The organism is Bacteroidota bacterium (assembly GCA_018831055.1).
GTDB lineage: Bacteria > Bacteroidota > Bacteroidia > Bacteroidales > B18-G4 > M55B132.
In genome coordinates, this window is the sequence record JAHJRE010000192.1 from 1 (window position 1) to 13,734 (window position 13,734).

At 38.3% G+C, this 13,734-nt stretch carries 12 protein-coding genes; 8 read left to right on the forward strand and 4 right to left on the reverse strand.

The features are described from left to right. Positions 1–529, reverse strand: a 529-nt coding sequence (locus tag KKA81_12455; protein ID MBU2651738.1) for a toll/interleukin-1 receptor domain-containing protein, incomplete at its 3' end; no start/stop codon positions are given. A gap of 264 nt (positions 530–793) precedes the next feature. Here KKA81_12455 and KKA81_12460 point away from each other — a divergent pair. Both KKA81_12460 and KKA81_12465 read left to right on the forward strand, forming a co-directional pair. Further along, entirely contained in the window at positions 794–2,503 is a 1,710-nt protein-coding gene (locus KKA81_12460) for a hypothetical protein (protein MBU2651739.1), read from the forward strand. Positions 2,504–2,511: 8 nt separating this feature from the next. Continuing rightward, complete coding sequence (locus tag KKA81_12465; protein MBU2651740.1) at positions 2,512–4,860, forward strand: hypothetical protein; 2,349 nt, start codon at positions 2,512–2,514, stop codon at positions 4,858–4,860. Here KKA81_12465 and KKA81_12470 read toward each other — a convergent pair whose 3' ends face one another. Next, positions 4,861–5,337, reverse strand: a complete 477-nt coding sequence (locus tag KKA81_12470; GenBank protein ID MBU2651741.1) for a hypothetical protein — start codon at positions 5,335–5,337, stop codon at positions 4,861–4,863. Positions 5,338–5,345: 8 nt separating this feature from the next. Then, positions 5,346–8,276, reverse strand: coding sequence for an AAA family ATPase (locus KKA81_12475; GenBank protein MBU2651742.1), 2,931 nt, complete (start codon positions 8,274–8,276; stop codon positions 5,346–5,348). Positions 8,277–8,685: 409 nt separating this feature from the next. Between KKA81_12475 and KKA81_12480 the strand changes: the two genes are divergently transcribed. The 6 genes from KKA81_12480 (at position 8,686) to KKA81_12505 (ending at position 13,358) form a co-directional block, all read left to right on the forward strand. Next, positions 8,686–9,567 carry a permease-like cell division protein FtsX gene (locus KKA81_12480; GenBank protein MBU2651743.1) on the forward strand — a complete coding sequence of 294 codons (882 nt, stop codon included), beginning with the start codon at positions 8,686–8,688 and terminating at the stop codon, positions 9,565–9,567. Positions 9,568–9,652: 85 nt separating this feature from the next. Further along, entirely contained in the window at positions 9,653–9,958 is a 306-nt protein-coding gene (locus tag KKA81_12485; GenBank protein MBU2651744.1) for a DUF3098 domain-containing protein, read from the forward strand. Positions 9,959–9,975: 17 nt separating this feature from the next. Further along, entirely contained in the window at positions 9,976–10,758 is a 783-nt protein-coding gene (locus tag KKA81_12490; GenBank protein ID MBU2651745.1) for an undecaprenyl-diphosphate phosphatase, read from the forward strand. Positions 10,759–10,774: 16 nt separating this feature from the next. Next, positions 10,775–11,494: a tRNA pseudouridine(55) synthase TruB gene (gene truB, locus KKA81_12495; protein MBU2651746.1), complete on the forward strand. Its 720-nt coding sequence runs from the start codon at positions 10,775–10,777 to the stop codon at positions 11,492–11,494. A gap of 145 nt (positions 11,495–11,639) precedes the next feature. Continuing rightward, a complete protein-coding gene (gene queA / locus KKA81_12500; protein ID MBU2651747.1) occupies positions 11,640–12,689 on the forward strand; it encodes a tRNA preQ1(34) S-adenosylmethionine ribosyltransferase-isomerase QueA in 1,050 nt (349 codons plus the stop codon). A gap of 6 nt (positions 12,690–12,695) precedes the next feature. Then, complete coding sequence (locus tag KKA81_12505; protein ID MBU2651748.1) at positions 12,696–13,358, forward strand: 2-C-methyl-D-erythritol 4-phosphate cytidylyltransferase; 663 nt, start codon at positions 12,696–12,698, stop codon at positions 13,356–13,358. A 3-nt stretch (positions 13,359–13,361) separates the two neighbouring features. Here KKA81_12505 and KKA81_12510 read toward each other — a convergent pair. Continuing rightward, the coding region (locus KKA81_12510) for a hypothetical protein (protein ID MBU2651749.1) at positions 13,362–13,734 on the reverse strand (373 nt) is incomplete at its 5' end.

A 13,734-nucleotide genomic window follows, 5' to 3' on the forward strand; every position in this document is an offset into this window, starting at 1 on the left:
GAAAATTTTCAATAATTTCCTCCTTACCATCTTTTAATTTTATGGATGCAATAGAATTATTTGGGAATTTCCCTCTTAAATCTGCAATGTTAATTTCTTTATCCCCATTAATTGTGTTGGTAGTTTTTCCTATATAATCCTTAATGACACCAGTTAAAACAGATAATCCTTTGGAGTAGTGCGGTTGAAATGCATCTGTCCAATGTTTTCCAATTAACAAGTACTTTAATTTGTTACTGGGTTTGATATCTTCAAGCCTTACAGGAAAAATTGCATTTCCATTTTCAGCAGCAACATGCAATTCCCGATGAACGTGGTCTGACATGTTTGAATCTTTCGAAATCAACAAAATAAAAACTTTAGAATTTTCTATTCCCTCAATAATTTCCTCATCAAAATTGCTACCTGGCGTTACATCCCGTGGTGCTATCCAGCAATTTAATCCGTTGGATTCAAAATAAGCACAGACTCTTTCTGCAATTTGAGAGTCTTTGCTTGAATGGCTTATAAATGCGTCTCTTTTTCCCATAAAAGATAGTTTTTTGCGAATTTATGTAATATTAGCAAAACCCCTCTATTGAATTTCACTTTTTTTACTTTACAATTTGTGGGGAAAATTCCTCAGCAAAGAAATAATTATTTCCGCGCATTATTCACGCAAATAATCTTTTAAACATATAGGCAGAACCTTCTAAGCTTCTGGACGTGCTGTGTTTACAGGTGATGGCATAAAATATGAAAGTATACAGGTGCAAAGAAAAAAATGATAAATGACTTACTAAAATTTTATTTCATGCAAACAACAGAAAGAAACAAACAAATCCATCCTGCTTCCCTGATAGGTACCTTATTGAAAATTGATAAGAACCTTGATCCCGAATGGCTTCAACAACGATATTCAAGCTTTCTGTTGAACGGTTCACATGGATTTGACCCGGAGTTGTATGGTATTTTCAGGAACGAAAGTATCATTACTCAACTCACCGTATTTGCAAAATACAATTATGAGTATTCCATCATCCAAAATAACCCGGACAAAAGAAACCACATTCAGGTTTTGTTTCATGCCTATAAACCGGAATCAGTAAACCAGGATGAAACTCCCAACCTTTTTAGGATACTGAACTTAATAAAATGGAGTGATTTTAATTTGAACAATGAAATAGTCAGGATCATCCTTGAACGTATATTGCTTGATTACAAATTACACCTTGCTGTATACTCAAAGGAGTCGGCCATAATTGCAAACCTATCGGATGAACTGGAAGCTTTAACCGGGGGATCATCTGAAATGCGATCAGCCTATATTTACAAATACCGGGAATTGAGATCAAATTTCGCCAACCTGGAGGATGAGATCAATCAATACAATGAAACCGAAAAGAAAATGGATGAAATTGAGATGGATTTTCTTGAGAAAGCAGGTGAGCTTGAGATCAGCTACAGGGAGTTATTCATAGAAGCCCAGAAACTGCAATGGAAGCTTAAATTCAAAAAGTTAAACCCGGATACCAGCGAAGAAGATGTTGAGCAGCAATTAAATGTTGCGATGAAAGAATGGAGTGAAGAGTTGAACAGGATCGCTGAATTGCAAGCCCAAACTAAAGAGGCAAAACTCCACAAGGCCTATGAACAATCTTTCCTAAAATCGTCATATGCTGCAAGCAGCGACAGCGGAACACGCAGTGATAACTACCTGCGCATGTTAAAGAGTGAAAGCAGAAGAGAGTCAAAAAAAACAATCAAACTGGCTCACCCTGATATTCTGAACAATCATGTTTATTACGACAGCTTAACTGACTTACAAAAAGTTGAAATTGAAAAGCTGAGGGACGAAGAGTTGGAACGGCTAGAAAAAATTGATAAATATTCTTCTAAAATGAGTTCGGAATATTATATGCAGCTCATTGAAAAATCAAAAGAGGTTCGCGATAAAATTGAACGAATACTAAAGTTCTCAGGTATTCCTGTCAACCCCGATTTTGTCATAGAAGGTAAGTCACTATCAGAAAGGATGAAAGATATGGATGAGAGGATGAGAAGAATTAACATCAAAATTTTTGAATGGAAGACTAAAAGGGCCAATCTTCCAAAAGACGATGAGAAAAAAAGAAGGCTTGGAATCATGCAGAACAATGGCCTGGAAACTTATGTATCCTCCTTGAAAATGCTCATAAGTCCGCTTAAGAAAAAAGTAAATGAGATGTCGCAAGCATATTTTGCTGTTGATGTTGGCCGCAAAATGGAGCTAAAAAGAAAAGAATTTGAAAATACTTTCAAAGTTGATTTATCAGGCGAATTGATAGATACATTATTCAACCTTATCCAACAATTTGTCAAGAATAAGCCGTTGGAGGATATCTCAATAAGAACACTTCGGGAAGCTTGTGCTATTTGCAAACAATCCGGGAATAAGGAAGTAAAGCCAGACCACTTGATAAGTGCACTTGCACAGATCATCGGTCTGGACAAAAAAGACGTTTACAAATACTATTTAGATTAGTATCACCCATGAAAAAACAGGAATTAATAAAGTTTTCAGCTCATGATAAGCTGGCAGAGATCACAGGTAATATAATCCCAGGTTTTGATCACAAGTTAAAAACCATTATACCCGAAAGTTTAACAAGCATCACAAGCATTTGTGTTGATCCCACAAGTGAACACCTTTTTGTAACCTCAGGAAGGCAGATTTTCCAATTCTATGCAAATCCTGTAAAAAATCAGGTTATAAGAAAAGTATTGTGCTATGGAGAAGATGAAAACTATAGCAAAATTGCAATAACTCCGGATGGAAAAACTTTATTGGTCAAAGAAGAATCAAATAAAAAACTTCTTTCCATTGAGGTTGCTACTGGCAAAAGGTTGGATTCTTATGATCCGGGTGATCGAAATATCGATGAAATATGCACTTCAAATAATTTTGTCGTATTAAATTTAGGAAATAGATTCTATACTTTACTCGATCGTTTTGGTTTAGAAAAGATCAATGACTTCAAACCGATCGGAGATGAGGATAAATATTGTTGTCATGATACAGTTCTGGATAATGAATTCGATACAAACAAAATCCTGTATTATGCTGACAGTATAAAATGGGCTGTGATTGCTGTTAATATGGCTGATGCAAAAATTGTAGGAAGGTATGAATCCTGGTCGCCCTATGGGTATTGCGACATTTATGTTGATGACAAATTTGTTTATGCCAGGGATGCTTATTATGGCAAACCACACAATAAAGTTTATAAATGGGACAAGCGATCTTCCCGCCCTGTTTCAAGGTATTATCCGAAGGATGGTGCATTTATTAATAGTTATATTGTTGGCAACTCCTATCTCGCGGCAATCACTAAAAACAAAATTGGAATTTGGGATTTTAAGAACCATGGAACTCCTGAAAAAATAAACTCAAAGTATGATTTGAGCGCTTATGGATGCATTATCGGAAATAAAATTATTGTTGCTTCAGGAAAAAATATACTTTACTGGAATATCAAAGGGAGTACCCCCAATAAACGTAAATCTAAACATGCTCATGATCGTGACATTATACATCTGAAACCAGTTGGTAAGAATAATTTTTTTACACATAACTATCATGAAATCGCAGTTTGGAAAGTTACTGATGATAAAATAAAAAAACTTTATTCATATGAATTCGATCATGTTGTCGGTTTAAGATCGGTAAATTATAGTGATGCTAAAAATCTTTTAATTACCACTAACACCAGCAATGGTATAGTAAGAACCTGTCAACTGGACAGCTCGTTTACCTTTAGCCAAACCAATGAACATAAGTATTCTGTGAGGAATACCTTGATTGCGGATGATAAATTATTATATACTGTTTCTCATGACAATTCTGTTCATAAATATGCTCTTGATGATTTGAAATTGTTGCAGGTATACCAGGATGAGGAGATCAATGCCGGTTATTCCAGTTCATTAATTATTGACGAACAAAATGATCATTTGTTGTTCGGGAACCACGGTTCTCCTGAATCTGGAAAAGAAACCTTGTATGTTTTTATTCATTCAACTGGCATGTTAAAAAAGAAGTTTGTCTTTGACACCAAAACTGATTACTCAACCCCGGTTGAAATATGGAAAGATAAATACGTTGTAGGCGGCGGAAGCAAGTCGTTGCATTTCATCGATCGTTCAACTCTTAATATTACCAAAAAGTTTACTGATGTTTCAGAATTCGGGATGTGGGCATTTGTTATGGATGGAAGTTCAGATACCGGGTTTTTTACTGATGATAAAGGTTCTGTTTACTCCATCAACCTGGAATCAGGAAAAGTGATTAAAAAGAATATTTTCAACAATACCTTGGTAAGATTGCTATTGGTGGATAATTATGTGTTTGCCTCAGGATACCAGGGAAAATTGTTCAAGCTTAATAAAAAGCTAAAGGTGATAAAAGAATACCAGTTTGAAAATGAATTATTATGGGATTTATATTATAACAAAAAGAAGGACGTTTTGCTTATCGCATTGGCAAATGGAACACTGAAGGCTATAGATTTAACAGGGAAGAAATTGTATTCAATGCTAAATACAAAAAGAGGATTTATATGGAAGCAGGAAAATACATCTGATAATCCATGGTTTTTTACCGACCAAACAAATTTAATTACTGTAGCAAAAGTTGATAAAGAGGGTAAGATTCATGAAATCCTGGACAACAACGATCCCAAACGTTTGGAGCACATCAACTTTTATAATGATAAACGGATGATGAACAATATCATCAATAACTCAACTGATTTTTTGAAGGCTGAGCAGTTTTTGAGGTTGGAGGAGGGGGTGAAGAACCTAAAATCCATTATTAATGCACAAAAACTTTTAGCTAAATAATTAGGGATTGACCAGTTCGTATGTACACTTAAATATCTCATTTCTCACTATCCACATATCATCAGGGTATTGGCTGTCTTTATCTTCATAGTTTTTCACAAGATAATCTCCGGATTTTCCTTTCATGTTTCCCCAGGTGGGATGCTCAATTACAAAATCAAATTCAACCTGGGCTGCCATAACACCACCTGCTTCTGGCTTTGGAATAAATTCTTGCCAGCCTCCTTTATCAGGTTCTGAACCATATGCAGGATTATACTTTTTCAAAAGAGATTCTTCTTTTTGTCCCCAAATATCTCCAGCAGGTCCTTTGCATAAATAATCTCCTGCATGGCAGGTTATTTCACCTTCCAGGGTTTTTATCTTTTGTGGCTGCTTCAGTTTTTTTGCCCAAATAGGTTTGTTTTTTTTGTAGTGCTGCCAGGAATAAGATTCATATAAACTATCAAGAAGAATTTTATTATGTCTACTTTCCATATTAAGGATTATTTCTTCTCGACAATCATAAATCCTGCAGCACTTAATACATCTGGGTAATTAATAATAGCATCTTTATCCTTATTCTTATCCTTTTCTGATAAAGTAATTTCATTTTCACCTTTCTTGATGCCAATAATTTTTTCGTTCCAGCCAATGATACAGTTGTGCTGTTTCCTGTCATCATTTCTTTCTTCGTTAAATCGCCAGCCAGCCTTAGTTTTTGTTTCAACCCAGCCTTTATGCTCCTCAATAGCTAATTGTTCAAGTTTTGTATCAGATTTTTGAATCTTACTAAAATCAATTTCATTATAAAAACCTTTCTCCTCTTTACTTACAATTTTTAGGTTCTCAAATTCCAGTATCCCGGGAATTCTTTTTGCAGCAGCAATGTTTTCTTCCTTTAAATGAGTTGGTAAATAATTATATTCCTTGTGGTATTCAAGCTTCCAATCCTGATCATCTCCCAGCTTTATCCAGTTATTATGAATTTCCGGTGCAATCTTATAGGCCATGAAATCTAAATCTTTATCTTCGTTGAGTAATTGAGTGAACTCTGAATAGTTCACAACCATTGAAAGCACACTCGCCGATGGAAGGTTTGATCTTTGCAATTGTTTATCATTTTTAGATTTCAGGTGCAAAATGATTTTTTCCAGAGACCTTGATCCATGCGTGAACTTAGTAGTTTTAATAAGTGCATTTAATAATCCTTTATCAATTATTAATTCCTCATTACCTTTCTTACCGGCCAGCCCGCGAATGAACAATGCTCTTCTAATGGGATAAAAGATATCTTCTAAATTTAATTTAACTGTTCCATCTTTATGTTTTTCTATTTCTCCGTTTTTATCAAGGCATTCCAATTGATTTGGACCCTGTATATTCAAGTAACCACTCAGGCGGCTTTTAAAGTCAGGAACTTTTTTAAGGATCAAATCCCTGTCTTTTGCAAGGTTAGCTTCATATTTCTTCAATTCAACAGGAGATGTTTTGTTTCCTGGTTCATCATAATGATTCACACCAAAAGTCTCAAAAGTGTAACTGGTGGCACCGGCAAATATGAATATGCATTTCCCGATGGGATGAGTGATCTGTCCTTCCTGGAATTTACCATCCTGCATAGGAGCTAATAAATATTGCAACCAACGATAGGCCTGAGAATCAAATTCATCCCAGAAGATGATCGGAACATCTTTCTCTCCGAGGACCAGGTCTCTGACCTGGTGAAAGGCACCTTCCAATTCCCTGACATCAACAAATTGTGAAAGGTTGAATTCTTTAAATGGAAGTTTTAAATACTTTGACAATTGTTTTACAGCAAAAGATTTTCCTGAACCGGGCATTCCAAAAACAGCCAGTGATAGAGGTTTCTCGCCCTTGTCATTTTCATTGTAATCATCAATCAGGTTTCTGATATTTCTTAATGATTCTATTTCCCGCCTATCATAAGTCAGTAAATCTTTGAATTTCAAAAAAGGAGTATTGGCCAATTCTTTCTCACCATTTATAGCAAATCTGAATGCAGTATCAAATAATGGCTTCAATTCTTTATTGGGAGCAGGTTTATAATCACCTTCCAATATAGTCCAGTTCATATTTTGAAAAGCGCTGGTTACACTATCCTTCTCGCAGGTGCTTCTTGGGATGTTGTTTTTAATATTCGGTTTAGGATTTTTGTTTTCAGGAATTGGAACAAAAGCAGATGAAAAAATTGATTTGGCATTAATAACTTCATTGCATATCTCTCCCATTGGAAATCCAGGAATGCTATTGTCCTTTCCATGACCTATGATTTTGTATTTCCTCTTTGCAGACAAAGCCTTAGTTATCATTGACTCAATATTAAAAACACTCTCCATAAAACCATATGCAATTGCAGCAGTAATACAAGTCATAGATCCGATTACATTACCTAAAATCTTGTGTTTTTCAGCCCACTCTCCTTCAAGAAATTCAGGATCAAATATTAAACGGCACTTCCATATTTCACGATCTTTCATTTCAAGATAAAAAACACCCTCAGATTGCAGATTTACAATTAGATGTTTGCAGTCTAATAGCATTTTTATTGATGAATTATATTTTAGCTCATAAACCAAGTCTAGTGCTGTCTGTTCCCATGAAACCCCTTTTGAAATCAATACATCTTCCTTTCGTATCTCATTGACTGAAACTATGATGGTGAGAATATCCTTAAATTCCGTTGAAAGAGTTTGAAACAATTTGCCATTACCAACAGAGTAAGCTGTTTTAAGAATGATATGATCTATTTTTTTCTTTTTTCTTTTTTGCTTATTTTCTGGATGATCATAGAGCAAGTTTTCCCAGGCCTTTTCATCATTTCTAAAATTACCTCCACCATCATCAAAAACCAAAATATTTGGAGCTATTTTCGTAGTTAATTTTTGATTACCGTAAAAATTATTAAGACACTGTTTTTTTTCAGAATTTTCTTTTGTCCCAAATCCTAAGGGTTCTGTTACTTTCCATGAACTAATATTTTCACCTATATCATTCTGAAAATTTTCCGGTACGTCATATTTTAATTTATTCCAAGTTGCATAGGTAATAAGGCATGATGGAAATTTCGAAGCATCAAATATTTCTTCTTCAAGGCCGAAAATAATGTTGCAATTTCCCCACATCAATTTCTCATCTTCCAGATTTTTTTTCCTTCCTTCTAGTTTTTTTCTTTCTTTGCTTGAACCCTTAGGTAGTTTAACTATCTCATTCTTTACTATCTCTATTACCTCACCTATTTCAGAAAATTTTTGTATTACTATGTTTTGAATAATCTTATACAAATGATATGAACCACCTTCCTTTTCAATTATCTGAGTTCCATATCCCATATCTTCAGGAGAGTTCCGTTGACCCTTATATATATTATTATCTAATGCGATATCACCAGTTACAATAATTTGTGACTTATCCATGGTTGACTCCTTGTTTTTATTAAGGTTATTCTTTTTAGATTGATAATTTCCATAAAGTTCGGAATATATTCTTTTACGGCAAAAATTCAGATTGAATTTTTTGTAGGAAATTGCTCTACAATGGAAATCTGGAATTGCTATTTTAATTTTTTTGACCTAAAGTTCAAAGCATTAACCAATTCAATATTTCCTGAAGGAAGGGTAAATCTATTATGAAAGACATACATCAAAGAAAGTGATAAATATAGGGATGCCGAATGTGGGTTGACAGAGTCACGAAAGCTTTCGGCATAAATAATACCAAACAGTAAAAATAATATCCCATAAAAACCTTACTGAACTTATACCCGAAGCGTAAATCAAATACCAACAAAAATTTCTTAATTTAGCGACAGAAATATCGGAAAAGATGGCGAGGCAAGATGAAAAATACACACGGCGGCGCCTGCGGTCGTCCTATGCTACTACCATGGTCAGCGTAACGCTGGTTTTGTTTATGATGGGTTTGTTCGGACTGGTCATCCTGCATGCCAGGAAATTGTCGGATTATGTTAAGGAGAACATCAGCGTTGCCATTATTATGAAGGAAGACGTGAAGGAAGCCGGGATCATACAGCTTCAGAAGATCCTGGATGCTTCTGAATTTACAAAATCAACGGAATATATTACCAAGGAGGAAGCGGCCGAACAAATGACGAAAGAGCTGGGGGAGGATTTTGTCGGTTTCCTGGGTTATAATCCCCTGCTTGCTTCCATCGATTTGCGCTTAAAGGCCGATTATGCCAACGAAGACAGCATTGCTGTCATTGAAAATTTCATCCTGCAGGATAAGAACGTAAAAGAAGTGTTTTACCAGAAGTCGCTGGTACACCTTATTAACAGAAACATACAGAGAATAGGGGTGATCCTTCTGGGTTTCAGTGCATTATTATTGATCATATCCATCGCCCTGATTAATAATACCATCCGCCTTTCCGTTTATTCGAAACGTTTCCTGATAAAAAGCATGCAACTGGTTGGAGCTACCAGGGGTTTCATCAGCCGGCCTTTCATCATGAAAGGAATCATGCAGGGAATATACAGCGCTTTCCTGGCGATAATCCTGCTTGCCGGTATTGTTTACGGTGCCCGCCAGGAGTTTCCCGAACTGGTAGATTTTCGGGATATTGACCTGTTTGCCATACTTTTCGGTTCCGTGATACTTCTGGCGGTATTTATGACCTGGATATCCACATTCACGGCTGTCAGGCGCTATCTGCGGATGAAAGCGGATTCGTTGTATTATTATTAAGAATAAAGCAAAAACAAGCTAATCTTTGATCCTCTTTGCACCGGATGGGAAAAAATAAATATCTTTGACCTCAAATCGAGCAATCATGGTAAGGAAAAAAAATACTCCCGTGAAGAAACATACGGACACCGTTCAACCACAGGAAAAACAAAAACAATCCGAGCCGGCATCCGTCACTTTTGCTTTTGGTAAGGCAAATTACCGGCTTCTCCTCATTGGCCTGGCGTTTATCGTTGTCGGTTTCCTTCTGATGATAGGGGGTGGATCCGATGACCCCAACGTTTTTAGCGATAGAATATTCAGCTTCCGCCGCATGACCCTGGCTCCCATCCTCATCCTGGCCGGTTATGTGATTGAGATCTTTGCTATTATGAAAAAGGCCCAGGATTAAATTTTACCAACGATTAAATGACCTGGTTTGAAGCGTTGATCTTAGGTATCCTGCAAGGACTTACCGAATTTCTGCCCATTAGCAGCAGCGGACATCTAGAACTCGGAAAGGCCATCCTGGGTGTGGATGCCGAGCGCAGCCTGATTTTTACCGTTGTCGTTCATGGCGCTACCGTCATGAGTACTATCGTTGTCTTTTACCGGGAAATAGGGAAGCTATTCCGCGGTGTGGCTGCCTTCCGCTGGAATGAAGAAACCCGCTATGTCGCCTTGATCCTGGTATCTTTGATCCCTGTGCTGATTGTTGGTTTTTTCTTTCGCGATTTCGTTGAAAGCCTGTTTAACGGAAATATGGTTTTTGTCGGCTCTATGTTGCTGGTTACGGCAGTTTTGCTTTTTTCTACACATATCCGGAGAAACAACCGGAGAAATATCGGCTTTATGGATGCATTTGTTATCGGCATTGCGCAGATGCTGGCCGTCGTACCAGGCATTTCACGTTCGGGTGCTACAATATCCACAGGGTTGCTCCTTGGCAATAAGAAGGAAGATGTAGCCCGCTTTTCCTTCCTTATGGTGCTTATCCCGATTATAGGAGCCAACCTGATGGACCTCCTTAAAGGAAATATGACACAGGATGGAGGTATCAGCGCCCTTCCCCTGATGATAGGATTCTTTGCAGCCTTTTTCTCAGGATGGCTTGCCTGTAGATGGATGATCAATATTGTTAAAAGAGGAAAATTGTATTATTTTGGCATTTATTGCGTGATTGCCGGAGTAATTGCCATTATAACAGCTTAATGCCCCTGGAGGCTTTATGGATACTACTCTTCCTGATAAACTATTCGACTTTGAACAAGGAGAAGTCTTGCTCATTGATAAACCGCTTACCTGGACTTCTTTCGATGTTGTGAACAAGATCCGCCACCTCCTGAGAAGAAACCTCGGATTAAAGGGTTTAAAGGTTGGGCACGCCGGCACCCTTGATCCCATGGCCACAGGATTGCTTATCGTATGCACCGGAAAATCGACAAAAACCATCGACAGCCTCGTTGGACTTGATAAGGAATACAAAGGAACCATGCTCCTCGGAGCCGTAACCCCTTCCTATGATACCGAAACCGGGGTCACGGAAACTTTTGATACTTCTTCCGTTTCGGAAAACAATATCAGGGAAGCTGCTTTGCACTTCCTGGGAGAAATTGAACAGGTACCACCGGCCTTCTCCGCCATTATGGTCAACGGTACACGCGCTTACCGGCTGGCAAGAAAAGATCATGATGTGCAGCTTAAAGCGAGAAACGTTACTATTCACGAATTTGAGGTGGATACTTCCCGCTTTCCTGAAATTGATTTCCGGGTACTATGCAGTAAAGGAACATACATCCGTTCCCTTGTCCACGATTTTGGTAAATACCTCCAAAATGGAGCCTACCTTAAATCTCTTGTCAGGACTGCCATTGGTGATAAGAGAATAGAAGATGCCCTGAGCCTCGAACAATTTGAAAATATTGTCACCGGTATAAAACAAATTTAAGTATTCATTGTTAATCCATAAACATCATTGTCAAATCATCTGATTTTGATTAATTTATTTATACAAACTCTTGATTTTGGCTAATAGATTTTGTACTTTTGCACGCTCTTTTTCGAACATGGTATATATAATATAGATTGATATAATGAAATTATCTCAGTTCAAATTCAATCTTCCTCCAGACTTGATTGCTAATTATCCTCCTAAAGACAGAGATGAGAGCAGGATGATTGTGCTACGACGCAAAGATCAATCTATCGAACACAGGGAGTTTAAAGATATTCTGGAATATTTTGGTGACGGTGATGTTTTTGTCATCAACAACACCAAGGTTTTTCCTGCAAGGCTTTATGGTACGAAGGAGAAGACCGGTGCCAAGATTGAGGTCTTTTTGTTGCGCGAACTGAACCGCGAATCCAGGCTATGGGATGTACTCGTTGATCCGGCCCGCAAGATCAGGATAGGCAACAAGCTTTATTTCGGTGATGATGATTCCCTTGTAGCAGAGGTAATTGATAATACAACCTCAAGGGGCAGGACGCTTCGCTTTTTGTTCGATGGTCCGTACGAAGATTTCAAGAAAACCATTTACGGCCTTGGCCAGACACCCCTGCCAAAAATTCATAAAAGGCCGGTGGAGCCGGAAGACGAAGAAAGATACCAGACCATTTACGCCAAGCACGAAGGCGCCGTGGCTGCTCCTTCCGCAGGACTGCATTTCAGCCGCGAACTGATGAAACGCATGGAAATTAAAGGTATCAGCTTTGCTGAAATAACCCTCCATGCCGGGTTAGGAAACTTCCGTACTATTGAAGTGGAAGACCTTACCAAACATAAGATGGATTCTGAGGAAGTATTGGTGGATGAAGAAAACACAGAGATTATCAACCATGCCAAAGATAAAAGATGCAAGGTCTGTGCCGTGGGTACTACTTCCATGAAAGCACTTGAAACCTGTGTTTCTATCACCGGCAAAGTAAAGCCTTTTAAAGGCTGGACCAATAAATTCATCTTCCCGCCTTACGAATTTGGCGTGGCCGATGCCATGATCACTAACCTGCATCTGCCACAATCTTCAATGATGATGATGGTAGCAGCATACGCAGGCTATGATTTCCTGATGAAAGCTTATAAAGAAGCCGTTGAAAAGAAATACAAATTCTTTACTTACGGCGATGCAATGTTGATTATCTGATTTTCCTTGAAACGATACGCCATTATCGTAGCCGGTGGCAGCGGACAAAGGATGCAGTCCGAGGTGCCAAAGCAATTCCTCGAGATTTCCGGGATTCCTGTGCTGATGCATACCATCAGGGTTTTCAGGGAAACGTCCCCGGAAATTGAACTTATCCTGGTTATCCCAAAACAACACCGTCAGACATGGGATGACCTTTGTACAAATCATAGTTTCGGAATACCTCTGAGCATTGCCTATGGTGGAATAACCCGTTTTCACAGTGTGAAGAACGGACTTGCCCTGGTTAAACCCGGTTCCCTTATCGCCATTCACGATGGTGTGAGACCTCTTGTGAGCCCCAAAGTGATACTGAATTCCTTTACCATAGCGGAGAAATACGGGACTGCCATACCCGCTATGCCGGTCACGGATTCAATCCGCCAAAAGGTAAAGAATACCAGCAAGGTGCTTGACCGGAAAGAAGTACGTTTGATACAAACCCCCCAGACTTTCACTTACGACATCCTGGAAAAGGCATACAAGCAGGAATTTAATGATTCATTTACCGATGATTCGAGCGTGGTGGAGGCTGCAGGATACAAGATTCATTTGTTTGAGGGAAATATCGAAAACATCAAAATCACCAGAAATATCGATTTAAAGATAGCAGAAGCCTTGATTGGGTAAGTGTTAAGCTTCTTTCCTCCTTTTTTTCCGTCCTTTCCAGGAATAGCCCCGCAGGTTGCCGGCTAATCCGGCAAAAACCACAAAAGGTATGTAGATTGCCTGTACCGGCAGATAATACCATAACAGTCTTTTCTGCCCCATAAAACCGCTGACCGCATGAAGAATGGGTATGTCGGCTATCAGTTTTACGGCGAGCATAATAAAAAAGGAGGTGAGAAAAACGGGGTGAAAGCATCCTGCAACCAGGAATACCAGCAAAAACAAATGAAATACAAATATTACCAGCGAGGTTGTAATTGTTGCAGGGTCTGCATAACCCCTGCTTTTGGAAACCCAGCGCAGGCGTTGGTTGATAAATGCCGGCAGGTTGCGGGGC

Excerpts from the sequence above, each read along its gene's own strand:
- KKA81_12475 (MBU2651742.1), bottom strand. The coding sequence starts at position 8,276 with ATGGATAAGTCACAAATTATTGTAACTGGTGATATCGCATTAGATAAT.
- KKA81_12485 (MBU2651744.1), top strand. The coding sequence starts at position 9,653 with ATGGTAAGGAAAAAAAATACTCCCGTGAAGAAACATACGGACACCGTT.
- queA (MBU2651747.1), top strand. The coding sequence starts at position 11,640 with ATGAAATTATCTCAGTTCAAATTCAATCTTCCTCCAGACTTGATTGCT.
- KKA81_12490 (MBU2651745.1), top strand. The coding sequence starts at position 9,976 with ATGACCTGGTTTGAAGCGTTGATCTTAGGTATCCTGCAAGGACTTACC.
- KKA81_12465 (MBU2651740.1), top strand. The coding sequence starts at position 2,512 with ATGAAAAAACAGGAATTAATAAAGTTTTCAGCTCATGATAAGCTGGCA.
- truB (MBU2651746.1), top strand. The coding sequence starts at position 10,775 with ATGGATACTACTCTTCCTGATAAACTATTCGACTTTGAACAAGGAGAA.
- KKA81_12470 (MBU2651741.1), bottom strand. The coding sequence starts at position 5,337 with ATGGAAAGTAGACATAATAAAATTCTTCTTGATAGTTTATATGAATCT.
- KKA81_12460 (MBU2651739.1), top strand. The coding sequence starts at position 794 with ATGCAAACAACAGAAAGAAACAAACAAATCCATCCTGCTTCCCTGATA.
- KKA81_12480 (MBU2651743.1), top strand. The coding sequence starts at position 8,686 with ATGGCGAGGCAAGATGAAAAATACACACGGCGGCGCCTGCGGTCGTCC.